Here is a 22,335-nt window from a genome sequence, read left to right as displayed (position 1 = left end):
GAAACTGTCGGATTTTGCATCGGCCGTTCGTCCTTGCAATGGCCAGCCTGCATCCCGGAGGAGAGAACCATGTGCCGCAACATCAAGACCCTGTTCAATTTCGAGCCGCCGGCGGCGCACGCGGAAATCCATGCTTCGGCGCTGCAGTTCGTGCGCAAGCTTTCCGGGTTCAACTCGCCGTCGCAGGCCAATGCGGAGGCCTTCAACCGCGCGGTCTCCGAGGTATCCGACAGCGCCCGCCGCCTGCTGGCCTCGCTGCAGACCAACGCGCCGGCCCGAGACCGCGAGGTCGAGGCCGAGAAGGCACGGGAGCGTTCGCGGGCGAGATTCGGATAAGACGGGCTGCGTTCGCCGCCCCGCAATTGAATTGGAGACGTTCCTGATCGCGTTTTCCTGGGTTCCGTAGCCCACGTGACGTAGCTCACAGTGCGGCCGGTCGCCCGGGCATAGGTTGGCACCATCCGATTGCCGTGGAGGGTGTCATGCAGCCGACGATTCCCCTGAAACTGAGCGCCATCGCTTTCACCGTGCTGTGGTCCGGCTGGATGCTGTGGATGGGCGGAAGCTACGAGCCCGCCATCATCACCATTCTGGCGATCTCGGGCTCCATTGCGGGTTTTCTCTGGTATCGCGTCATGCGCTGGTGCTTCCGGCTGATGCGCCTGCTGCCCGATATTGGCGCCGGGCCCAGCGCCGCGCATTGAATCGCGCGTCTGTTGGGCCGGGCGTTGCTGATGTTGTTCTGGACTGGCGACGGCCTGGCTGCGTGGCCAGGTCGATCCCATGATCCCTTTGGGCGAATGGTAGGCGACGCTCACGGGCCTGTTGGTCAGCGGCGCTGAGCAGCGCGCTTACTTCTTGTCCTTGTCCTTGTGTTTGCGCTTGTGCTTCTTCTTTTCCTTGTGGCGATCGTCGTCATCATCAGCGTTGCCATCATCACCGTGCAGGGCCGTCTCCAGCGCCTCTCGCTCCGCAGCTTCACGTTCGGCGTCCTCGAGTGCCGCGGCTTCGCGCTCCGCCGCCTCGCGCTCGCGCATTTTCCGGTGATCTTCCCAGGCATCGAAAATCAGATGCAGCCACGGCATCACCTGCTCGATCGAGGGCAACTGGCCAGGCGGTCCGGGTTCGCCGCGCGGACCGGCTGCGCCTTGCGGACCGGGCTTGCCCTGTGGGCCAGCCTCGCCGCGCTTGCCTTGCGGTCCGGCCTTACCTTGCGCGCCGGCCTTGCCGTCCGCTCCAGGCTTGCCGCGCGGGCCTTCAAGGCCGGGCGGTCCAGGATGCCCCTGCGGTCCGGGACGTCCGGGCTCGCCGCGCGGGCCCTGTGGTCCCTGTCGTCCCTGTTTGGTATCGTTGGCCACGTGCTTACTCCGCCTGTCAACGCAGGCTGCGTCATATCAGACGTTAGATGACGGCTTCAATTACGCAACCGCATCTGCGGCCGCGATCAACAACCTAGTGAAGCGTGACACTAGTTCGCGTTCCACCTCACCGGCAGATTGAGCAGGCCGCGAAACGCCCAGCCGCCGATCCGCACCGGCTCGCTGTCGTCGAGCCGCAGACCCTTCAGCCGCGCGAAGATGCCGGGCAGCGCGACATCCGCGACCATCGCGCGCGAGGCGAAGGCGCCGGCGCAGTAATGCGGGCCGGCGCCGAAGGCGATGCTCTTCGACGTGTTGCGGGTGATGTCGAAACGGTCAGGGTCGCCGAAACAGGATTCGTCACGGTTGGCGGAGCCGAACATGAAGAACACGCGATCCTCCGGCTCGAAATCGACGCCGCCATAGGACCACGGTTTCGCAACGCGCCGCGGCGACATGCCGATCGGCGCGATCCAGCGCGCATATTCCTCGAACACGTCGAGCCATTTTGCCTTGCCCTCGCGGACCAGCGCGAGCTGTTCGGGATGCGTCAGCAGCGCCCAGGTCGCGCCCGCGATGGCGTCGCGCGGCTCGTTCTGGCCGCCCGAGATCGCCAGCTTGATGTTGGCGCGGATGCTTTCCATGTTCTGGCCCGAGGCCAGGAGCACGCTGAGGATCGAGGTATTGGGATGTTTGGTCACCACCGGGACCATGTCGTCGATCGCGGCGTCGATGCCCGCTGTGGCGGCATGGCAGCGCGCCTCGACTTCCTTGTTGCCGGTGTAATTCGCGATCCCGTCGATCATCGCCTGCGACCAGGCGTCCATGTCCTGGTAGCGCATATTGGTCAGCCCGGTGACGTCTTTCAGGCATTCGGCCGATAGCGGCAGCGCCAGCGCCTTGCACAGATCGGCTTTGCCCTGCGGCACGAGTTCGTCGAGGATGCGGTCGGCATGGGCCTGGAACTGGCGCACCCAGGTGTCGCGCACCGTGCGTGGCGACACCGCCGGAAACATCGCCGCGCGCTCCGACATATGCGCATCGCCATCCTTGCGCATCATGTTGTGGCCCATCAACGTGTTCATCAGCCCCGCCGGCTGATGCGAGGAGAACACGTCGATGCGTTTTTCCTGGGTGAAGATGTCGTCGCGCCGGGTGAACACGGTCGAACCCAGCTGCGGCACGAACGCGATCGGCGCCTCCTTCCGCATCCGCGCCAGGGCCGGATAGGGATCGGCCCAGAACGTTGGTACGTCGATGTCGAAATGCGGGGCGTTGGACATGATCGGTTGCCGTGGGTGGGAGAGCTAACTAGTTGCCTAGGCAAGTATGTCATTGCCGGGCCTGACCCGGCAATCCGTTTTTCTCGGGTTCCCGCACCAAATCGCGGGTCCCGTCGGCTCAGACCGTCCGGTAGCCGCCATCCACCATCACGATCGACCCCGACACATAGGCAGACAGATCGGACGCCAGGAAGACCGCGGGGCCGACAATGTCTTCGGCGGTGCCGGCGCGGCCGAGCGGGGTGTGGTCGACGAACACTTTTACCAGCGCCGGATTGCTGGCGCGGACCTTTTCGTTCAGCGGCGTCTCGATGAAGCCCGGGCCGATCGCGTTGACGCGGACGCCGTCCTTGCCGAGTTCGGCGGCGAGCGCCTTGGTGAAGCCGAGCACGCCGTGCTTGGAGGCGGTGTAGGCCGGCGAACTCGGCGTCTTCAGATGCACGAACGACTGGATCGAGCCGATATTGACGATGCGCCCCTTGGCTGATCGCAGCGGTTCGAGGAACGCATGCGTCACGTTGAAGACACCGGTGAGGTTGATCGCGATGATGTCTTCCCAATCGTTGATCACGGCTTCCGCCGCGCCCAGCATGCCGTTGCGGCGGGCAATGCCGGCATTGTTGACCAGGATCGAGACCTGGCCAACTTTTTCGGCGACGCGCCTGGCGATCGCGACGCAGTCGTCGCGTTTGGTGACGTCGAGCAGGAAGCTCTCCGCCTTGCCGCCGGCGTCGCGGATTTCGCCGGCGACGCTGGCCGCCGCCTGCTCGTTCATGTCGAGCAGCACCACGCGCGCGCCCTCGCTGGCATAGCCTTTCGCGATCGCGCGCCCGATGCCGGAGCCTGCGCCGGTGATGACAGCGATGTGATTCTGGAGCAGGGGCATGGATGTTTCCTCAACGGTTCTGTTTTTGTGTGAGGACCATATTAGGATGCGGATCGCGGGCCGTCAGCCCCCGGAGGCCGCCGTCATGCGCGGGGCAGGTGTGTGCGGAGCATGGAGCAACGACATGAAAAAGGCCGGGGCATCGCCACCGGCCTTGATCGACGAATTGATGATGATTGAGCGCGCAAGCTTAGATATTGCAGGCGCCCTTCTTCAACATGCCGTCCTTCATTGCGAGTGCGGCGGCGAAGGTCGGGACCGGCTTGCTGACGGTCTTGTAGTTCGAGGGGATCGGCTTGGTCGGAACGCTCTCGTCCCAGATCTGGCAGGCGCCGGTGCCTTCCCAGCGGATCAGATGAAACGCGGCTTCGGCAGGCGCGGTCGCGGCAAAAGCGGACAGCGCGATAGCGGCGGCGGCACTGAGAGCGGTAACTCGAAGCATGGATAAAGGTCTCCTGTTGGGAAATGTCTGGCCGCCCCCGCAATGCGTGCTGGCGGGGACGGCGCCCGATGGGGATCCAGGCATTCATTGAGTGTGGCGAAAGCGTGATTGGTTCAATTTTTTCGCCGCGAAGAAGGCCGGCGGGGCCGGCCTCGATCGAAGCGTTAACGCGCGCTCAGAACGAGCAGGTGCCGTTGTGCAGCAGGCCGTCTTTCAGCACCAGTGCATCGCCGAAGGTCGGCACTTCGCTGCCGACGACGACGGTGTAGTTGCCCGGATACGGCGCGGTCGGGATGTTCTGGTCCCAGATCTGGCAGAAGCCCGAATCCTGCCAGCGGATCAGGTGGAACGAGGCCTCGGCGGGGCTCATGGCGGCAAGCGTGGTGACGGCAACAGCGGCGGTGGCGGCGAACAGGCAAAGACGGCGCATCGGGGGTCTCCTGGATATCAAGGGGTTTGCTGCTCTCCCGCGTGCCATCGGGGAGGCGCCCGAGGCGTCATGCCCCGGTCATGAATTATGTCCCGCTAGCGCCCGATTGGTTCAAAGCCGGGTTGCGTAAATGGCCGGGCCTGAGGCGCGGTGGAACCCTGCAAATAGCGCGGCGCGAATAGGCTTTGTCGATCCCGTCAATCGGTTACAATCGGTGGAGCGCGACCTGATTCACTGTCGCGGCGCTCGCTCCCTACTTTTAAGGAAACAATCCATGAAGAAGTCATCCGCCATTGGTATCGCGCTCGCCGCGCTCATCGCTTTCGCCGGCGCTACGCTGTCCTCCGTCGCCCGCGCCGATGAGGGCACCATCGCGATGACGATCTACAAGGCCGGATGGGTCATCGGCGGCTCCGGCGGCAGCGGCACGTTGAACTTCCGCGGCCGGCGCTACGCGCTCTCCACCGGCGGGCTGGATTACGGCCTGGTGTTCGGCGGCTCGAAGACGGTGCTGCGCGGCCGCGTCAGCAACATCTACCGCCCGTCCGACGTCGCCGGCGTCTATGGCGCGGCGGGCGCGGGCCTTGCCATCGGCCGCGGCGCGCGCGCGATCGTGCTGACCAACCAGAAGGGCGCGGTGCTCGAGCTCGCCGGCCAGCAGACCGGGTTGATGGCGAATGCGGATTTGAGCGGCCTGGCGATTACGCTGAGGTAGTAGCTGCGTAGGGTGGGCAAAGGTGCGAAGCGCCGTGCCCACTGTCCAGCATTCCGCTCGTGATGGTGGGCACGCTTGCGCTTTGCCCATCCTACGTTCCCACCCACCTACTTGCTCACCATTGCGTGGATCGTTTCGCAATGGCGCACGAGATTGGGATGATCCGATACGAACGCTTTCAGCGGCGTCGGGATCGGGAAGAAGTGGATGTTGGCGATGAAGCCGTAGATCCCGGCATCGACGCTGGTCGGCGTCACCCCATGCACATATCCATCCGCCGGGATCAGATCGGCCAGTACTTGCAGATCCGCAAGCCCGCGCGCGTAAGCCTGGTCGGGCGTGTAGCGGCCGATGCCCTGGAAATAATAGCGCTGCGCGTTGTAGTCCCGCGCCTTGTTCAGCCCGGCCGCGTCGATCTGCGCATGCTGCGCCATGAAGCCGTCGCGGAAGGCGGGGAAATACCGATCGTCTTTCCAGCGCGAATACGACATCACCCAATAGAGATCGTCGAGCATGCGCGTGACCAGATGATCGGTCATGCGTTGCGCCGGCGTCAGTGCGGCGTCGATGGTCAGGCGATATTTTCGCACCAGATGCGCGATGATGGTCTCGCTGTCGCCGATCGTCTCGCCGTCGTCGACGATGTAGGGCAGTTGCCCGCGCGGCGCCGCCGAGGCGTCGAACAGGTGCTCGTGGACGAACGGAACGCCCGCGAGCTTGAGGAAGGCGAACACTTTCAGCCCATAGCCGTTATTGTCGGCGACGCCGAACAGTTCTGGATAGGAATAAAGCGTCAGCATCGCATCACTGCGCCTTCAGCGAAGCCACGCCCTCGATCTCGATCAGCATCTGCGGGTTCGGCAGCGCCACCACCACGCAGGTGGTGCGCGCCGGATAGGGCGCCGGCCCGAACGCTTCCGCATAGAGCTTGTTCATGGCGGCGACGTCGGATGCGCGCGTCAGCAGCACGTTGACCTTGACCAGGTCGCGGAACGTCGCGTTGGCCTCAACGAGGATGCGCTTGATGTTGATCACGACGTTGCCGAACTGCGCCTCGAAGCCGTCGGGCAGCGCGCCTTTTTCGTCGAAGCCGGGAATCCCCGAGATGAACAGCAGATCGCCGACGCGGGCGGCAAACGACAGCGGCGGGGACTTGATGCCGGCGGGAGGGAGAAAGTGCTGAATGGGCATGGGGCGCCTCTGTTGATCTGAATTGTAGCCCGCATGAGCATAGCGACATGCGGGAATTCTGCCAGTCCCCGGATATCCGCGCGGTGCATCGTGGTGCACTACGTCGTCCCGGCGAAGGCCGGGACCCATACGCCGTGACGCATGTTGTTGCAGAAGGTCGCTAACGTCAGAGTCTCACCGATGGGCCGCGGCGTATGGGTCCCCCGATGCGCAATTGCGCATCTGAGGTCAAGCCCGGGACGACGGTTGTGTTTGTCGCTACACCATTATCCAAACGCAGTTTCGCGATCTCGCGACGCATCGCGCCCGAGCTTTGCCAGAAATTCCTCGCCCTCAAACAGAGGGCGCAGGGAATGCCGGATGCGCGCTGCACCCGCGGTCTCATGTGCGGTTTGCACAAAACAAAGTGCACATGAGCATACAGGGCAGCGGAGAACATCCGACATTCCCTGCGCAATGGCTTTACGGCTTATGCCGTGATCTCCCCGGAGACGAGTTCTTGGTTGACTCCGTCACCGCCGGTTCAGCTTGCGCCTAGCCGACGGCTTGACGCCTGCAACGGGCGCCAGGACCACACGGTTTTGCCGTACGCTTAATCCACGCCCATCGTCTCAGCGCAAACAAGCGTCCATCGCAACCCGCCCAACGTCCGTGACGACGGCCGACGCCCTTCTGAGTAGGACGGGATGGGCAAACATATGCACCTGATTTACCTTCTGGTAAACAGAAATATTGTTCATTTCGGGGCTTGACATGATTTCCGTAAATCGGAACTGATTTGCCCGTCGGGTTGTTTTGTCGCAGTCCGGGCAGAAAATTGTGCTTGCCAGCGAGGCGACGCACTTGGCTCAGGGGTGATGATACGCTCTTTCAAAGTGCCGGACTGAGCCTTTAAGATGCTGCTCGAACCGATCGTAGGTTTTTCAGGCGGCATAGCCGCTGCAGTTTTATTTCAAGGACGAACTCTTGCGTTCCGCACCTAAATCCGCCATTCGCGCGACCTTCGCCGTTTTCGCCCTTGTTGCGGCGGTGTCGGCGACCCCGGCGCGCGCGGAAAAGCGCCTCGCGCTGGTGGTGGGCAACAATGCCTATGAGAGCGTGCCAAAACTCGAGAAGGCGGTGAACGATGCGAAGGCGGTTTCGTCCTCGCTGCAGTCGCTCGGCTTCCAGGTTCAGCTTGCGACCGATCTGAACCGGCGCGATTTCATCCGGCAGCTTTCCGCCTTCATGGACGAGGTGTCTGCGGGCGATCTTGCGCTAATCTATTACGCCGGACATGGCATCGAGGTTCGTGGCGTCAACTACATCCTGCCGACCGACATTCCGCCGGTGAAGCAGGGTCAGGAAAGCCTGCTCACCGGCGAGGCGGTGCAAACCGAAAAGATCATCACCGATTTGCAGGACCGCGGCGCGCGCGCTTCGGTGTTCGTGCTGGATGCCTGCCGCGACAATCCGTTCAAGACCGGCACGACCCGAAGCCTGGGTGGCGCGCGCGGGCTGGCGCAGGGCACGCCGCCGGAAGGGGTGTTCGTGCTCTATTCGGCTGGTGTCGGGCAGGCGGCGCTCGACCGCATGTCGGACCGCGACGCCGATCCGAATTCGGTGTTCACGCGGGTCTTCCTCAAGGAGGTCCAGAAGAAAGAGAACACGCTGGTCGCGATCGCGAAATCCACCCAGGTCGCGGTGCGTGACCTTTCGTTGACGGTCAGCCACACCCAGGTGCCGGCCTATTACGACCAGATCATCGGGCAATTGTATCTCGCCAGCGATGGTGCAGCGCCCGCGAAGGGCGCGCAGGAAGCGCCTGTCGCGAGCAACAAGCCGGCCAGGCCGCCGGTGGTGGCCAGCCTGCCGCCGCAGCCGTCACAGCCCAAACCGTCACAGCCCACGGCTCGCGCGGTGTTCAACAATCGCGCCTTCAACGACTATCTCAAGCGGCAGCCGCAAATGGTGCGCGCCGATCTCGCCAATCCGAACGCGGTCGCGAATTGCGATCGCCTCGCCAGCTACGGCTCCGACGTCCCGGACTCGCGGGCGCCGCGCGTCAGGCGGGACGACATCCGCGTCAAGGAGGCCGTACCGGCCTGCGTCGCCGCGATTCTGCAGGAGCCCGGCACGCCGCGCCTGCGCGCCCAGTTGGCCCGCGCGTTGCTGGACGCGCCGGCCAAGCGCGACAAGGTCGCCGGCCTCGACATGCTGCTTGATCTCGCGAAGGACGGCTATCCCGCGGCGATGTGGCGGATCGGCATTTGCTATTATGGCGGCGAACTCCTCAAGGAAAACAAGCGCGCAGCCGCCTTCTGGTTTCGGCAGGCCGCCGACAAGGGGCTTGGCGCGGCGATGTCGGATCTTGCCTATCTCTACGAGCGCGGAGAGGGAGTTGAGAAGGATGGCGTGGAAGCGGCGCGCTGGTTCGAACGTGCGGCGGCCGGCGGCCATCCCGGCGGCATGCGCAACTATGCGCTGGTGCTGGACCAGGGCGAAGCGGTGCCGCGCAACCCCAAGCAATCGGCCGAGTATCTTTTGACCGCCTTCCGCATGGGCTCGCCGGACGCACGCGAAAGCCTGTTCAGGAAACACGCCAGCTGGCGCGCCGACACCAGGGCCCTGGTGCAGGAACTGCTGAGGGAGTTCGGCTTCCAGGTGTGGCGCACGGACGGTGAGTTTGACGGCGATACGTTCACGGCGCTTGAGGCGCTGCGGGCGTCGAACCCGATCAATGCGGGGCGGGTGGAGTAGGGATCAGTGAGGTGCGACTCGCGGTTGCGCCGTGTAGCCCGAATGAGCGTAGCGACATGCGGGATTCCCACCATCCCCGGATGTCGCTTGCGCTCATCCGGGCTTCTGTAACGGGCCTCGATTAGTCAATCCCTTTTGCGTCATCCGCTCGCCGGGAACTTGCTTCTGTACGGGATCGGCGCAAGGGCCGTCGCCTGATGGGGTTCGTAAGAGGATAGGTCGGCCAATCTACGGAAGCGTGATCACATCGTTCGATGTGTCGACATCCCGGATGTCGGCCTGACCTGATCCATCGTCCCGGCGAAGGGACTTCGCTTCGGGAAGGCTGGTGTCGTGACCCGCCCGAAAACCTGTCGTTTTTGCTCCTAAGCCGTTGCAGCGTTAGCCTTGGTGGCCGGATTGAAGGGCGCACCGTCCTTGAGTATGCGATGCATGATCACGGCGAGCTTGCGGGCCAGCGCGACCTTAGCCTTGTTCATGCCGGCCCGTTTGGCGATCCGCATCGCCCAGCTCTTGAGCTGCGAACATCCCTTGATCGGCTTCGTCAGCATGATGTGAGCGGCCTGGTAGAGCGCCTCGCGCACGGAAGCGTCGCCGATCTTGCTGATCCGGCCCGATCGGTCGGTCTCGCCGGACTGGTGCTTCTTCGGCGTCAACCCAAAATGCGACCCGGCTTGCTTGGAGGATGTGAACCGCGCGGGATCATCGATCGCTGCGGCATAGGTCAGTGAGATGATTGGCCCCACCGCAGGCGTCGACATCAACAACCTGGCCTTGGCATTCATCAGCGACATCCTGCCTGCCCGCTTCTCGAAGGCCTTGAACTCGCTCAGCAGGACGGTCCGCACCTTGAGCAGCGCTTCTGCGATCACTTCCAGGTTGGGATGCCCCTTCACCAACTCGTTGATCCGTCCAGCAAAATCTGTTCCCGTCGTTTTGCCGACCTTCAGCCCAAAGCCGCGCAAGATCCCGCGCAGGCTGTTCTCGACGTCCAGAAGCTTGCTCTGAACCAGCTTGCGCGCCGTCAGCAAGGCTCTCACTTCCTGCGCCGCCACCGACTTGCAGTGAACCGGCCGGAACCAGCCCAGCCGCATCAGTTGCGCGATCCCCCGTGCGTCATTGCGGTCCGACTTCACTGGCATCGCCTTGAACGCGTCGTGCACGTGCCGCGTCTCCAACAGCTCAACTGCGAGCCCAGCCTGCTTCATCACCGCGTACAGCCATTGCGACAGCGGCCCAGCTTCCAGCCCGATCCGGCCCAGCCCGATCCCGAGCGAGGTGAACCAACCGATCAGCGCCGCCGGCTCGCTTGCCACCTTGCTCTCGCGGAAAATCTTGCCGTTCCCATCAACAACGCACACGCTTGAGCATTCCAATGACACGTCGATTCCTGCATAATACTCCATGGTCGTCTCTCCTTGATGCTTGGAGCGAGGTCCATCCTCGACTCCGTAAACACCATCCATGTGAGGGACGACCGCCCGCCTTCCAAGCAAGCCGCGCGAAGCGCGCACCCAACAGCGCCGTAGCAAGCGCGGCTTGCTTGGAAGGCAGACCGGGGCCCGTTACCCCATCTACGCGGGTTGTCTGATCCACCCTGCAAGCCAGCAATGCGCCGCCTCTACTCCGGCCCGGGAACGTCGAGCCCGTCGGTGGTGTACTGACGGATCTTGTTGCGCAGCGTGCGCACGGAAAGGCCGAGCACGCGCGCGGCGCGGGTGCGATTGCCGTCGCACCGCACCAGCGTCTGCACCACGAGCTCGCGCTCGACCGCTTCGACGGTGGAACCGATCAGCATCGGAACAATTTCATGGGGCGCTAGGTCGTGGGGATGCGGCGGCGTAAACTCCGGCGCGCCGGCAAAGGACTGCTCAAGGGACTGAGCACGAAACTCCTGGGACATACAACACCTCCCGATCAACGCTAGCCCCCAAACACGGAGCAGAAGCATCAGGAATCAACGGCCCCCAAGCCGCTGAGGGGAAGGTGGGCGGAAATGGTTAACGAAATCCTAACGGGGGGACAGGCAGCGTGCAGTCGTGCGAGAAACGAAGTCAGGTCCGTGCCTCGCGGCCGTGCCATATCCGGGTGATGAGGATGTCCATGGTTGCGTGGAGGGCGGCATAGCGCACGATGTAACCGGACGCAGCAAACCGGACCACGATCTGCCGGATGTCGGCGTCCGCGCCGGGATTGTTCTCGTCGAGAAAGCTTCGCAATCGCTCGACGTCTTCAATGGCGTCGGGCGAAAGCAGGATCATCCGATCTTGCGCGGCGCGGGGCGTGGTCGTTCGTTCGCCGAACCCCAGCTTGCCACCCAGTCCTTCACATCGTCGAGCGGCACGGCGGCGCGGGTCCGGTTGAACGCATCGAGCCGCCGGCGGTCCTCCGCGATGTCGGGACCTGCGATATCGACCACGGAATCCAGCAGCGCCACCGCTTCCGCGAGCACCGCCGCGACTTCCTGCCCGCGCTCACTCGCCATCTCGCGCAAGCGCGCATCGGTGTCGGCGTCGATATCCAGCGTGCGGCGGATGATGTTCATGCAGAGAGGATAGTAGCAGAGAGGCGCCATGTCGAGATGGTAGAGCGACCGCGTCCGCGGAAGCTCAACCCGGAAGGAGCAAGCGAAACCCATCGAAGCAATCGCGACAGCCGATGGGTTTGGGAAGGGCTCAACCCATCCTACGAGCTGCGTCCGCTAGCGCACCGGCTCCTTGACCTGTTCTTCGGCTGCGGTCGTTTCCGCCGTCTTGCTCGAGCGGACCATCAAAAATGTCCCCGAGAGCGTGGCGCCCGGCAATCGCCAACGGCCGCTGATTTCCGTGGCGTCTGCATTGACCGCGCCTTCATAGAAGACGTTGTCATAGCCGTAGCCCGGCGGTTCGTACGTCTTGATGAACGACACCATGGTGCCGGAGCGTTGACCAGCGATCGAGGCATTGTGGGTCCTCACCGGGCAGCCTGATGTCATGCAAGGTTCGGTCACGCTTCCTCCGAGCGCGCCACCGGAATCGATGAGCGTCGTCAGGAACGTGACCATTCCAACTGACGGCTGAATATAAGTGCCGTCCCAGACGCCGGTCAGATCGTCGGTCATTTATGGTCCTATTTTGTGGAGCGCGCATAAGCGTAGCAATATACGGGACTGCTGCCATCCCCGGATAACGCTGCGCTCATCCGGGTTACGCTTGCTGAAAAAGCTGCTTAGCCTTTATTGGTTGCTACACATTACTCATCGCGGGCGGAGGTCGAAGGGATTTGGCAATTCGCCCTACCAGAAGAACGCCAGCGGTCGTCAGTAACGCCAGGCAGTCCCATAGAAAAGCCAACCAACGCTCGGTGGTTGTTGGGAACGGAACCCCTTTCTCGTAGTGCAGGATGGCGGCGTAAGCAGCGCAGCCAACCGCAACAAGCGCAATATAGGACAGGAGATTCCACGGGATCCCAAATTTGTTGGCGATGAAATCGGCGCCGAACAGATAAGCGAATACCGGAATTGCGACAAATGTACCAACGAAGAGAGCAAGCACCGTTGCAATCCCCACGTCCTTGCATGTCACGCCGTCGACACAAGCAATCATCCAGATGCTGGTGCCATGAAAGGCACCAGCATCAGCAAGACAAGTCCGACGATCCGCATTTGAGCGGAAGCCTCACAACACCTTGTTGCTCTCCTTCACCTTCTCCGCATCCAGATAGACCTGCCCGCCCATTTCCTTGAACTTCTGGCTCATCGTCGCCATGCCGTCCTCGATCACGCCTGACATCGACATGCCGACGCTGCCGGCGACCGCGCGTTTATCAGGGTCGTTCAGCGTGGCGGCGTAGTCGCGCACGTCCTGCGTGATCTTCATCGAGCAGAACTTTGGGCCGCACATCGAGCAGAAATGGGCGACCTTGTGGGCTTCCTTGGGCAGCGTCTCGTCGTGATAGGCGCGGGCGGTTTCGGGATCGAGGCCGAGGTTGAACTGGTCCTCCCAGCGGAAGTCGAAGCGGGCGCGGGACAGGGCGTCGTCGCGCAGCTGGGCTGCGGGGTGGCCCTTGCCGAGATCGGAAGCGTGGGCGGCGATCTTGTAGGTGATGACGCCGACTTTGACGTCGTCGCGGTTGGGCAGGCCGAGATGCTCCTTCGGCGTGACGTAGCAGAGCATCGCGCAGCCGAACCAGCCGATCATGGCGGCGCCGATGCCTGACGTGATGTGGTCGTAGCCCGGCGCGATGTCCGTGGTCAGCGGCCCAAGCGTATAGAACGGCGCCTCGCCGCATTCCTTGAGCTGCTTGTCCATGTTGATCTTGATCTTGTGCAACGGCACGTGGCCGGGGCCTTCGATCATGACCTGGCAGCCCTTCTTCCAGGCGATCTGCGTGAGTTCGCCGAGCGTCTCCAGTTCGGCGAATTGCGCGCGGTCGTTGGCGTCGGCGATCGAGCCCGGACGCAGGCCGTCGCCGAGCGAGAACGACACGTCGTATTTGCGCATGAGATCGCAAATCTCTTCGAAGTGGGTGTAGAGGAAGCTCTCCTTGTGATGCGCCAGGCACCACTTCGCCATGATCGAGCCGCCGCGCGAGACGATGCCGGTGACGCGGTTGGCGGTGAGGTGGATGTAGGGCAGGCGCACGCCGGCGTGGATGGTGAAATAGTCGACGCCCTGTTCGCACTGCTCGATCAGCGTGTCCTTGTAGAGCTCCCAGGTCAGTTTCACCGGATCGCCGTCGCACTTCTCCAGCGCCTGATAGATCGGCACGGTGCCGATCGGGATCGGGGCGTTGCGCAGAATCCATTCGCGCGTGGTGTGGATGTTGCGGCCGGTGGAAAGGTCCATCACGGTGTCGGCGCCCCAGCGGATCGCCCACACCATCTTGTCGACTTCCTCCTCGACCGACGAGGTCACCGCGGAGTTGCCGATATTGGCGTTGATCTTGGTCAGGAAGTTGCGGCCGATGATCATCGGCTCGAGTTCGCCATGGTTGATGTTGCAGGGAATGATGGCGCGGCCGCGCGCGATCTCAGAGCGCACGAATTCCGGCGTCACGAACGCGGGCACCGCGGCGCCAAAGCTTTCGCCGTCGGCAATCGCCGCTTCCGCGCGCTCGAGCTGTACCTTGCGGCCGAGATTCTCGCGGGTCGCGACGTAGATCATCTCCTTGGTGATGATGCCGGCGCGGGCGAATTCGAGCTGCGTGATCATGTGGCCGTCCAGCCCGCGCAGCGGCTTGTGGTGCGCGGTGAAGGCCTTGGCGGCGTGGGAAGCGCCGACATTGCCATTGTCTTCCGGCTTGATGTCGCGGCCCTGATATTCCTCGACGCCGCCGCGCTCCTTCACCCACTCGATGCGGGCACGCTTCAGGCCGGCGTTGACGTCGATGGTGACATCAGGATCGGTGTAGGGGCCGGAGGTGTCGTAGACAGGCAGGTTCGGCTCGCCGGCGCCTTCGCTCAAGATGATCTCGCGCAGGGGAACGCGGACATCCGCTGCCTCGTCGGGCGTGACCCAGATTTTGCGCGAGGCGGGGAGCGGCCCGGTGGTGACGGCGGGCAGGGTGGTATCGGGGTTGGAGCGGATGTTCATGTTATCCTCCGTTGAATTTCTGATTGTCAGTTTGTCCGGCGCGCTGCGCGGGCCGATCCAGGAATAGAGTTTGTGGCGCGAGCCCCCACCCGTCGCGCGCCGACGCGCGCGCCACCCTCCCCCGCAAGAGCGGGAGAGGGAAGATAAGGGCGAGGTCCGCTCCCTCTCCCGCTCTTGCGGGGGAGGGTTGGGGTGGGGGTGTATCCGCGGGCGATATTCATCAAGCAGCCTTCGACTGTTCGCCGAGCCATTGCTTCACCCGCGCGTCGGGGTCGGTATTCTGGGTGACGTCGGAGACCACCGCGATCGAGTCGGCGCCGGCGGCGAAAATCTCCGCAGCCTGTTCGAACTTGATGCCGCCGATCGCGACCAGCGGGATGTCGCCGATGCGCTTTTTCCATTCGGTGATTTTTGGAATACCCTGCGGGGCAAAACGCATCGATTTGAGCGTGGTCGGGAAGATCGGCCCGAGGGCGATGTAATCCGGCGCGGCGCGCAAGGCCGTCGCCAGTTCTTCATCGTCGTGGGTGGAGATGCCGAGCGTCAGCTTTGCTTTGCGGATTTCATCGAGGTCGGCGTCAACGAGATCTTCCTGGCCGATGATGCAGATGCTCCGCGCCGGCGACGATCGCCGCGCGCCAGTAATCATTGACCACGAGCTTTGTCGCCGTGCCCTTGGTCACCGCGAGCGCGTCGCTGACGATCTGCAGCGCCTCGGAGTCATTCAAATCCTTGGCGCGCAGCTGGATGGTGCCGACGCCGAGCGCGGTTAGCCGCGCCACCCATTTGACGCTGTCGACGACAGGATAGAATTTATCAGGATACGGCATGCCAGAACGGTGTCCCGATGACAGGGGTTGAAGGGGAGGCGAAATCGCGGGCTTCCATCAGCCCGGCCTCATAGGCGGTACGTCCAGCCTCGACGCCGAGACGAAACGCATTCGCCATCGCGACGGGGTCGGCGGCTTTTGCAATGGCGGTGTTGAGCAGCACCGCGTCGTAGCCGAGTTCGAGCGCGTGGGCGGCGTGCGACGGCGCGCCCAGGCCGGCGTCGACCACCAGCGTGATGTCAGGCAGCCGGTCGCGCAGCAGCTTTAGCGCATCGCGGTTGGTGATGCCCTTGGCGCTGCCGATTGGGGCTGCCCATGGCATCACGACCTTGCAGCCGGCGTCGACGAGGCGCATCGCGACGCCGAGGTCTTCGGTGCAGTAGGGAAATACTTCAAAGCCTTCCTTGATCAGGATGGAGGCTGCCTCGACGAGGCCGACCACGTCGGGCTGCAGCGTGTCGTTGTCGGCGATCACTTCCAGCTTGATCCAGGGCGTGCCGAACAATTCGCGCGCCAGCTTCGCGGTGGTCACGGCTTCCTTCACGCTGCGGCAGCCCGCGGTGTTCGGCAGCACTGATACGTCGAGCTCGCGGATCAGCGACCAGAACGCATCGCCGGTCTTGCCGCCGGCGGCTTCCCGCCGCAGCGACACGGTGACGATGCTGGCGCCGGACGCGCGGATCGCGCCTTGCATGATCGCGGGCGAGGGATAGAGCGCGCTGCCGATCAGCAGGCGGGAAGAGAAGGTTTTGCCGTAGAAGTTCAGCATGGTCGGTATCCCAGCATACAGGCTGTCATCCCCGCGAAGGCGGGGATCCAGTATTCCAGAGGCCGTGATGTTGAATCGAGAGGCCGCGGCGTACTGGGTCGCCCGGTCAATCCGGGCGATGACAGCGGAGTTTGACGCGGCCGGGACGACGTGGGGAGAGAGTTTTCGTGAACCATCCTCACCCTCCCTGCCTCGGCGTGATGATCTCGATCTCGTCGCCGTTCTTGATCGGCGTTTCGGCCCAGCGGCTCTTCGGCAGCACGTCGTAGTTCAGCGCGATCGCGAAATGGGTGCCTTCGTATTCGAGCTCGCGCAGCAGCGCATCGACGCTCGACGCGTTGATCTCGCGCGCCTCGCCATTGATGGTCACACGCATTGCATCACCTCATTGTCGATCACGCCGCGCTTGATGTAGCCAAGCGTCAGCTCTGCGAGCGCAGGCGCCAGCAGGAAGCCGTGGCGATAGAGTCCGTTGACGGCGATCTTTTCATCGTTGATGGCGATTCGCGGCAGATTGTCGGGAAAGGCCGGGCGCAGTCCCGAGCCGAATTCGACGATGCGCGCTTCGGCGAATGCCGGGTGCACGGCGTAGGCGGCGCCCAATAGCTCCAGCGCCGAGCGCACGCTGACGCCGGTGTCTTCGGCTTCGATCGAGGTGGCGCCCAGCATGAACCTGCCGTCGCCGCGCGGGATCACATAAAGCGGCCAGCGCGGATGGATCAGCCGGATCGGGCGCGCCAGTTCGACCTCCGAGGTCTCGACGATGATCATCTCGCCCTTGACGCCGCGCAGCTCCGGCTGGGCGTCGCGCGCGGCAAGGCCGCGGCAATCGATCACGATGCCGTCGAGATCGTCCGCGCTGGCATCGCTCTCGAATTTGATCTTTCCGCCGGCCGCGGCGATGCGCGCGTGAAGTTCCGGCAGCACGCGCCGCGGCTCGACATGGCCCTCATCGGCGTAAAACAGCCCGTCGCGGAAACGCCCCTCCAGCGACGGCTCGAGTTCGCGCAGGCCCTGCGCGTCGAGCCTCTTGTGACCGGTGGTGAGTTTCGCAAAACGTTCGAAATCGGCGCGGTCGCGCGGATGCGCCACGACCAGCGAACCGTTGAACGGCGTTTCCGGGAAATGCTCGCGCCAGAGGTCGAGCGAGCGGATGCCGAGCCGGCCGATCACGGGTTCCGACGCTTCGGCCTCGCACCACGGCGCCAGCATGCCGCCGGCCCAATGGCTGGTGGACAGCGTCATCCCGGCGTCACTGCGCTCGTACAGAGTGACGGCATGGCCGGCCTCTGCGAACAGCAACGCCTGCCACGCACCGGCAATGCCGGCGCCGATAATAGATACAGGGGAATCCCCCCGCGGCTTGAAACCCTGAAACATCCCTGTCCCTTCGCCGGCATGACCCGGATCAGGTTCAAAGGGTCACCGCGGTCCCGGGCCAGAACGAACCCAAGCTTGCGGTATCTCAGCTCCTCATCGGAGCTCCCCTCGGAACAGGTCTAATGTAGGCCGATGTGGGGGCGTGTCAACGCGGCTTTGCGGCGTTTGCACCTGATATGGCGTCTGGCGGGTGCGGAACCTGCGGCTTCGCTTCGGCGAGTTTCTTCGGACGCTTCTTCGGGATCGGGACGAGCGTAGCCGCCGCTTTCGGCCTTTCGACCGCTTCAGCCGGTTTCGAAGCTTCTTTCGGCTCAATAGCTGCTTCGTTCGCCTCCCCCGGGGCGTCCCTGGCCGGCGCGACGTTCATTGGCGGGGCGCTCGCCAGCACCGGTCCGGGCTGGTTCAGCCGTTCCAGCCGCTGGCGCTTTGCGACGTAATAATAGCCGCCGGCATAAAGGCGCACGGCGCGGTCCTGGTTGCCGTTGGCGGCGCGCCAGGCGCCTGCGAGGTATTTCACGCCATAGGCGAGGTTGGTGGCGGGATCGCGCAGGCCCGCCGCGTCGCCGGTGTAACCGACGCCGCGCGCGGTCGCGAGCTTGATCTGCATCAGCCCGATGGTGCCGCCGCGTCCGACCAGATCCGGATGATATTTGCTCTCGCGAACGATCACGCGGTGCACCAGCGCCTCCGGCACATTGTTGGCCTGGGCATGGGCGGCGACAAGGCTTTCATATTGCGCGCGCTGTTGCGCCGCAGCTGGTGGCGCAACCAAAAAAGTTGCCACGACGGCGAACGCGGCCAGGTTCAGCAAAGCTTTCATCAACAAATCAAAGCCTTCATCAAAGAGTCTCGAGCGCAACTTGCGCGTTAACGGTTTGCGTATCACGATTATTGCGGAGGATCGACCGTCAATAGCGGAAAAATTCGACGCCATTGCGGCGATTGGTTCGAACAGGATTGCGGCGATTCGCCCGAGCATGAATGTCGTGCAAATGATTCGAGGAAGGTTTAAAAGACTTCGCGACAGCGTGTTCAGTTTCGACAGCAAAGCTGTCTATTTCAAATACAAAGCAAAAAATATCAGCGAGGGGAGATGCGCCATGGCTCGATTGGATTCCAGCTATTTGCCCCGTGAGAATCCCTGTGCCCAATGCGGAACGCCGATCTCGAGACCCGACTGGATCGAAAGCAACGCGGGCCGTACGTCCTTCCTGTGGTATTGCCGCGCCTGCGACTATCAGTTCGAGGCGGTCGCGATCTACGAGGAATCGCATCCGGATTCGCTGGCGGCTTAACCAGCCATAGCGTTTTCGAGCGAAGTGGATTCCGGTTCGCGTAAACAAAACGCGTCAAAAACTGGAATCTACGCCGCAACGCTCTGCTGGTGAACCGGCAGCTGGATGCGCACCACAAGCCCACGCGGCTCACGGTCGTGCAGTGACAGCGTACCGCCATGCGCGAGCACGATGGCGTTGGCGATGGAAAGGCCGAGGCCGAAGCCCGCGGCTTCATCCATGTTGCGGGCGTCGTCGCCGCGCACGAACGGCTCCAGCATGTTCTGCTTCTGCGCGTCCGAAATGCCGGGGCCGTCGTCTTCGACGTCGATGGTGATCTGGTCATCAGATACGCGAAGCCGGATGACGGCCTCGGCGCCGAACCGCACGGCATTTTCCACGAGGTTGGTGACGCTGCGGTGCAGATCGTCCGGCCGCACCGTCGCCATCGCATGCGCGGGGCCGTCGTATGCGACCTTGCGCCCCATGTCGCCGAATTGATCGGTGATCAATTGCAGCGTGCTGGCGACGTCGGCCAGCGTCATCGATTCAAGCCTGCGGTCGTTGCGCAGGAACGACAGCACCGATTCCAGCATCGAACGCATCTGGTCGAGATCGCAAAGCATGCGGCTGCGATGGGTTTCGTCCTCGATGAACTCGGAGCGCAGCCGCATTCGTGTGATCGGCGTGCGCAGGTCGTGGCTGATGGCGGCGAGCATTTTGGTGCGGTCGTCGATCAGCCCGGTGATGCGCGCACGCATCCGGTTCAGCGCCCGTGCGACCGAGCGGATTTCCTCCGGTCCGCGCTCGGGCAGCGGCGCCGCCGCACCGTTGAGGCTGAAACTTTCGGCGGCCTTGGCGAACGACGACAATGGCGCGGTCAGCGCGCGGGCCGCCCAAAGGCCGAGCAGGGTGACGCTGATGACCGCAAACAGCAGCGTCATCATCCACGGCCCGCCCAGGAAGGGTGGCCGGTGCTGGTCCGGCATCAGGTTCGCCGAAACCATCGCGCCGTCCGGCAAGGCCACGCCGATCTTGCGGACGTCTCGGTCAGGCGGCAGCGCGAAGATGCGATAATCGCGGCCGAGCCGCCGCTGCAGGCCGCGCAGATTGCCCTCGGGTTCGCGCAACTCCGGCGTCAAACCCGGCGGCAGGATCTGGAGGCCGAGTTGCGGAAAGGCGCGCGCGATGTCGCCTGACAGCCGCGGCCGTTCGGGGGCGGGCGCCGCACCGAGCAGTTGGACCGCGCTGGCAAGCTCGCCGTGCCCGCGGTCGAATGACGGGTCGGGCTGGTCCGGCCGGTGCAGCCAGAAACCCGCGGTGATGATCAGATGCAGCGCTGCGATCGAGACGATGACGAGGGCCGCGATCTGGCCGCTGATGCCGCGAAGATTCAAAAAGCCCAAAAGCTTCATGGTCACCTGCCGCCGGCGGTCACTGCCTCTATTCCTGTCGCTTCAACCCTCGGCGTGAACATGTAGCCCCCCGAGCGCACCGTCTTGATCATGGTGGCGTCCTGCGGATCGGGTTCGATCTTGCGGCGGATGCGGCTGACCAGCACGTCGATAGAGCGCTCGAGCGAGCCGGCGTTGCGGCCCTGGGTGAGGTCGAGCAGGCTGTCGCGCGACAGCACGCGGCCGGGCCGCTCGCAGAAGGTCCGCAGCAGGTCGAACTCGGCGCTGGTCATGGCGACGCGTGCGCCCTCGGGATTGCGCAGCTCGCGCAGCCGGCAGTCGATCCGCCAACCCAGGAATGTCAGCACGCTGCCTTCGACCGCGCTGGCGGTTTGCGCGGCGGCCTGCCGGCGCAGCACCGCGTTGATCCGCGCCAGCAATTCGCGCGGGTTGAACGGTTTTGGCAGATAATCGTCGGCGCCCATCTCGAGGCCAAGGATGCGGTCGACGTCCTCGCCGCGCGCGGTGAGCATGATGATCGGGGTCTGCGACGTCGCGCGCACCTTGCGGCACAGGCTGAGACCGTCCTCGCCGGGCAGCATCACGTCGAGGATCAGCAAGTCGACGCGATGGTCGGTCATGGCGCGGGCCATCTCCTTTCCGTCGCTCGCCGTCGTGACGTTGCAGGAATTGTTGCGCAGATATTTCGCGATCAGCGTACGCGTCTCGCGATCGTCCTCGACGACGAGGATGTTGGGTTGTGCCTGGGCCATGTCGACCTTTTGTCGGTGATTCGGGGATGCCGGCGAAGGATTTTTGTTTCCGAATGTTTCCAGTTGGAGTCGGGCAATACGGGGCAACAGGCCAGGGAGCGGCTGCAAAGACCTCGTTAAGACCGTTAACCCTACGGTCGCGACGTCTCTTATCACTGCTTGCTACGAAACTTTGGAGCCATCATGACCTCGATTTCGGCGGCCTCGGCCCAGTCCTACCAGTCGCCCCTTCAGAAGTTGCAGAACGAGTTGCTGTCCGAAGTCAATTCCGGCGTCATCAGCTCGTCGGACAAGGATGCGCTGTCGGCGGCGCTGACCGATATCGACTCGGCGATGCAGTCCAGCCGGGCCAGCGACCAGGCCAGCGGCACGAGGCCCTCGCCCGAGGAGATGAAGTCGAAGATCGACGATCTGATCAGCAGCCAGGTTTCCAGCGGCAAGCTGACCAGCGAGCAGGCCACCGAATTGCAGGGCGTCTTCAAGGCCGCCTTCGCCAATGGCCCCGGCGGGGCTGGTCCGGGCGGTCCGGGTGGACCCGGGGGCGCCGGTGGTCTGCCTCCCGGCGGTCCGCCGCCCGCTGATAGCGCGTCCTCGAGTGACGACAGTTCTTCGAGCAACACTTCGCTCGACGACATCCTCAAGCAGTTTTTGCAGACGCTGCAGGAATCACTGTCGGCGTCGTCATCCACGAGCTACAGCGCGACCGGCAGTTCGGGCACATCGAGCACCAGTGCGTCGTTCTCGGCGCTGCTGATCGACTACCGGAGCTGACGTCTTTTTTCTGCGCAGCGTGCAACGCAGCCATCCTTTGCAGCCATCCTTGCCAAAAGGGAAGGGTGGCTGTCTCATTTTGCGGTGCGGGAACCGGCCACCGGCTGGAACGTTAGACCCTTGATTCATGTGTGGAGGGTCCGATGGCAATCGACGTCATGACCAAGCCGCATCAGTTGATCGCGAGCGATCGTGTCGAAGGCACCGCGGTGCGACGACCGAATGGCGACATGATCGGTCATATCGAACGGCTGATGATCGACAAGATCTCCGGCAAAGTATCTTACGCCGTGTTGAGCTTCGGCGGGTTCCTGGGCATGGGCACCAGCCTGCTTCCGTTGCCCTGGGGCCGGCTGAGATACAACAGCAAATTCGAAGCTTACGAACTCGATATCGACGATGAAGAGTTGAGGCGCGCGCCGTCGTTCCGCGCCGACAAGGATTTCGATTGGGGCGATCGCGCGCAGGAGGCGGAACTGCATCGCTACTACGGCATGCCACCGTACTGGGGTGGATTCTGAAATCGT

The 22,335-nt window shown here is 63.5% G+C and carries 26 protein-coding genes, 2 pseudogenes and 1 riboswitch; of the genes and pseudogenes, 7 read left to right on the top strand and 21 right to left on the bottom strand.

Annotated features, from left to right (window positions below):
- Nucleotides 1-69: 69 nt before the first annotated feature.
- Nucleotides 70-336 (top strand): DUF2277 domain-containing protein, encoded by a 267-nt coding sequence (locus ABIE49_RS11065; protein ID WP_192740029.1) that lies wholly within the window; start codon nucleotides 70-72, stop codon nucleotides 334-336.
- 146 nt (nucleotides 337-482) lie between these two features.
- On the top strand, nucleotides 483-704 hold the full coding sequence (locus ABIE49_RS11060) for a hypothetical protein (protein WP_192740028.1): 222 nt from the start codon (nucleotides 483-485) through the stop codon (nucleotides 702-704).
- 147 nt (nucleotides 705-851) lie between these two features.
- Here ABIE49_RS11060 and ABIE49_RS11055 read toward each other — a convergent pair whose 3' ends face one another.
- From ABIE49_RS11055 to ABIE49_RS11035, 5 genes are all read right to left on the bottom strand, one after another.
- A complete protein-coding gene (locus ABIE49_RS11055) occupies nucleotides 852-1,358 on the bottom strand; it encodes a collagen-like protein (protein WP_192740027.1) in 507 nt (168 codons plus the stop codon).
- A gap of 110 nt (nucleotides 1,359-1,468) precedes the next feature.
- Entirely contained in the window at nucleotides 1,469-2,641 is a 1,173-nt protein-coding gene (locus tag ABIE49_RS11050) for a cytochrome P450 (protein ID WP_192740026.1), read from the bottom strand.
- 118 nt (nucleotides 2,642-2,759) lie between these two features.
- A complete protein-coding gene (locus ABIE49_RS11045; RefSeq protein ID WP_192740025.1) occupies nucleotides 2,760-3,527 on the bottom strand; it encodes an SDR family NAD(P)-dependent oxidoreductase in 768 nt (255 codons plus the stop codon).
- 190 nt (nucleotides 3,528-3,717) lie between these two features.
- Nucleotides 3,718-3,969 (bottom strand): hypothetical protein, encoded by a 252-nt coding sequence (locus ABIE49_RS11040; RefSeq protein ID WP_192740024.1) that lies wholly within the window; start codon nucleotides 3,967-3,969, stop codon nucleotides 3,718-3,720.
- Nucleotides 3,970-4,144: 175 nt separating this feature from the next.
- A complete protein-coding gene (locus ABIE49_RS11035) occupies nucleotides 4,145-4,399 on the bottom strand; it encodes a hypothetical protein (RefSeq protein WP_192740023.1) in 255 nt (84 codons plus the stop codon).
- Between the two features lie 274 nt (nucleotides 4,400-4,673).
- Here ABIE49_RS11035 and ABIE49_RS11030 point away from each other — a divergent pair, with 274 nt between their 5' ends.
- Nucleotides 4,674-5,114 carry a hypothetical protein gene (locus ABIE49_RS11030; RefSeq protein WP_192740022.1) on the top strand — a complete coding sequence of 147 codons (441 nt, stop codon included), beginning with the start codon at nucleotides 4,674-4,676 and terminating at the stop codon, nucleotides 5,112-5,114.
- A gap of 107 nt (nucleotides 5,115-5,221) precedes the next feature.
- On the opposite strand, the gene ABIE49_RS11025 is transcribed toward ABIE49_RS11030, so the two are convergent.
- Together ABIE49_RS11025 and ABIE49_RS11020 are read right to left on the bottom strand one after the other, a co-directional pair.
- Nucleotides 5,222-5,914 (bottom strand): glutathione S-transferase family protein, encoded by a 693-nt coding sequence (locus tag ABIE49_RS11025; protein WP_192740021.1) that lies wholly within the window; start codon nucleotides 5,912-5,914, stop codon nucleotides 5,222-5,224.
- Between the two features lie 4 nt (nucleotides 5,915-5,918).
- On the bottom strand, nucleotides 5,919-6,305 hold the full coding sequence (locus tag ABIE49_RS11020) for a RidA family protein (RefSeq protein WP_192740020.1): 387 nt from the start codon (nucleotides 6,303-6,305) through the stop codon (nucleotides 5,919-5,921).
- A gap of 966 nt (nucleotides 6,306-7,271) precedes the next feature.
- Here ABIE49_RS11020 and ABIE49_RS11015 point away from each other — a divergent pair.
- On the top strand, nucleotides 7,272-9,044 hold the full coding sequence (locus ABIE49_RS11015) for a caspase family protein (protein WP_192740019.1): 1,773 nt from the start codon (nucleotides 7,272-7,274) through the stop codon (nucleotides 9,042-9,044).
- Nucleotides 9,045-9,409: 365 nt separating this feature from the next.
- Here the strand turns inward: ABIE49_RS11015 and ABIE49_RS11010 are convergent, their stop codons facing one another.
- The 12 genes and pseudogenes from ABIE49_RS11010 to ABIE49_RS10955 form a co-directional block, all read right to left on the bottom strand.
- Nucleotides 9,410-10,450, bottom strand: coding sequence for an IS110 family RNA-guided transposase (locus ABIE49_RS11010; RefSeq protein ID WP_192740894.1), 1,041 nt, complete (start codon nucleotides 10,448-10,450; stop codon nucleotides 9,410-9,412).
- Nucleotides 10,451-10,665: 215 nt separating this feature from the next.
- The gene (locus ABIE49_RS11005; RefSeq protein ID WP_192738135.1) at nucleotides 10,666-10,947 is read right to left on the bottom strand and encodes a helix-turn-helix domain-containing protein; all 282 of its coding nucleotides are present in this window, start codon (nucleotides 10,945-10,947) and stop codon (nucleotides 10,666-10,668) included.
- Between the two features lie 151 nt (nucleotides 10,948-11,098).
- Nucleotides 11,099-11,305: a type II toxin-antitoxin system RelE/ParE family toxin gene (locus tag ABIE49_RS11000; protein WP_192738134.1), complete on the bottom strand. Its 207-nt coding sequence runs from the start codon at nucleotides 11,303-11,305 to the stop codon at nucleotides 11,099-11,101.
- The gene (locus tag ABIE49_RS10995) at nucleotides 11,302-11,682 is read right to left on the bottom strand and encodes a hypothetical protein (protein ID WP_354066753.1); all 381 of its coding nucleotides are present in this window, start codon (nucleotides 11,680-11,682) and stop codon (nucleotides 11,302-11,304) included. Before ABIE49_RS10995 ends, ABIE49_RS11000 begins: the two co-directional genes overlap by 4 nt.
- A gap of 63 nt (nucleotides 11,683-11,745) precedes the next feature.
- On the bottom strand, nucleotides 11,746-12,144 hold the full coding sequence (locus tag ABIE49_RS10990; RefSeq protein ID WP_192738133.1) for a hypothetical protein: 399 nt from the start codon (nucleotides 12,142-12,144) through the stop codon (nucleotides 11,746-11,748).
- A gap of 124 nt (nucleotides 12,145-12,268) precedes the next feature.
- The gene (locus ABIE49_RS10985) at nucleotides 12,269-12,628 is read right to left on the bottom strand and encodes a hypothetical protein (protein WP_192738132.1); all 360 of its coding nucleotides are present in this window, start codon (nucleotides 12,626-12,628) and stop codon (nucleotides 12,269-12,271) included.
- A 72-nt stretch (nucleotides 12,629-12,700) separates the two neighbouring features.
- Complete coding sequence (gene thiC, locus ABIE49_RS10980; protein WP_192738131.1) at nucleotides 12,701-14,617, bottom strand: phosphomethylpyrimidine synthase ThiC; 1,917 nt, start codon at nucleotides 14,615-14,617, stop codon at nucleotides 12,701-12,703.
- Between the two features lie 220 nt (nucleotides 14,618-14,837).
- A pseudogene (locus tag ABIE49_RS10975) lies at nucleotides 14,838-15,447 on the bottom strand (thiamine phosphate synthase).
- A complete protein-coding gene (locus ABIE49_RS10970) occupies nucleotides 15,434-16,216 on the bottom strand; it encodes a thiazole synthase (RefSeq protein WP_192738129.1) in 783 nt (260 codons plus the stop codon). Before ABIE49_RS10970 ends, ABIE49_RS10975 begins: the two are co-directional and overlap by 14 nt.
- 178 nt (nucleotides 16,217-16,394) lie before the next feature.
- Nucleotides 16,395-16,592, bottom strand: a complete 198-nt coding sequence (thiS, locus tag ABIE49_RS10965) for a sulfur carrier protein ThiS (RefSeq protein ID WP_192738128.1) — start codon at nucleotides 16,590-16,592, stop codon at nucleotides 16,395-16,397.
- A complete protein-coding gene (locus ABIE49_RS10960) occupies nucleotides 16,583-17,596 on the bottom strand; it encodes an FAD-dependent oxidoreductase (RefSeq protein ID WP_192738127.1) in 1,014 nt (337 codons plus the stop codon). Before ABIE49_RS10960 ends, thiS begins: the two co-directional genes overlap by 10 nt.
- Nucleotides 17,584-17,715, bottom strand: a riboswitch (TPP riboswitch). Its footprint overlaps the gene before it by 13 nt.
- Nucleotides 17,716-17,951: 236 nt before the next feature.
- Nucleotides 17,952-18,416: pseudogene (locus ABIE49_RS10955) on the bottom strand (transglycosylase SLT domain-containing protein); the annotation flags it as partial.
- A 40-nt stretch (nucleotides 18,417-18,456) separates the two neighbouring features.
- Between ABIE49_RS10955 and ABIE49_RS10950 the strand changes: the two are divergent.
- Nucleotides 18,457-18,891 (top strand): PaaD family protein, encoded by a 435-nt coding sequence (locus ABIE49_RS10950; protein ID WP_354066752.1) that lies wholly within the window; start codon nucleotides 18,457-18,459, stop codon nucleotides 18,889-18,891.
- A 68-nt stretch (nucleotides 18,892-18,959) separates the two neighbouring features.
- On the opposite strand, the gene ABIE49_RS10945 is transcribed toward ABIE49_RS10950, so the two are convergent.
- Both ABIE49_RS10945 and ABIE49_RS10940 read right to left on the bottom strand, forming a co-directional pair.
- Nucleotides 18,960-20,285, bottom strand: a complete 1,326-nt coding sequence (locus tag ABIE49_RS10945; protein ID WP_192738125.1) for an ATP-binding protein — start codon at nucleotides 20,283-20,285, stop codon at nucleotides 18,960-18,962.
- A gap of 2 nt (nucleotides 20,286-20,287) precedes the next feature.
- A complete protein-coding gene (locus ABIE49_RS10940) occupies nucleotides 20,288-21,037 on the bottom strand; it encodes a response regulator (protein ID WP_192738124.1) in 750 nt (249 codons plus the stop codon).
- A gap of 183 nt (nucleotides 21,038-21,220) precedes the next feature.
- On the opposite strand from ABIE49_RS10940, the gene ABIE49_RS10935 reads away from it, so the two are divergent.
- Both ABIE49_RS10935 and ABIE49_RS10930 read left to right on the top strand, forming a co-directional pair.
- Nucleotides 21,221-21,808 (top strand): hypothetical protein, encoded by a 588-nt coding sequence (locus tag ABIE49_RS10935; RefSeq protein ID WP_192738123.1) that lies wholly within the window; start codon nucleotides 21,221-21,223, stop codon nucleotides 21,806-21,808.
- 143 nt (nucleotides 21,809-21,951) lie between these two features.
- Nucleotides 21,952-22,329 carry a PRC-barrel domain-containing protein gene (locus ABIE49_RS10930; protein WP_192738122.1) on the top strand — a complete coding sequence of 126 codons (378 nt, stop codon included), beginning with the start codon at nucleotides 21,952-21,954 and terminating at the stop codon, nucleotides 22,327-22,329.
- The last annotated feature ends 6 nt before the right edge of the window (nucleotides 22,330-22,335 follow it).

This window comes from Bradyrhizobium sp. OAE829 (assembly GCF_040546575.1).
Classification (GTDB): Bacteria; Pseudomonadota; Alphaproteobacteria; order Rhizobiales; family Xanthobacteraceae; genus Bradyrhizobium.
Note: the sequence above shows the minus strand (reverse complement) of the source record. Positions and strands in the feature narration are given on the sequence as shown.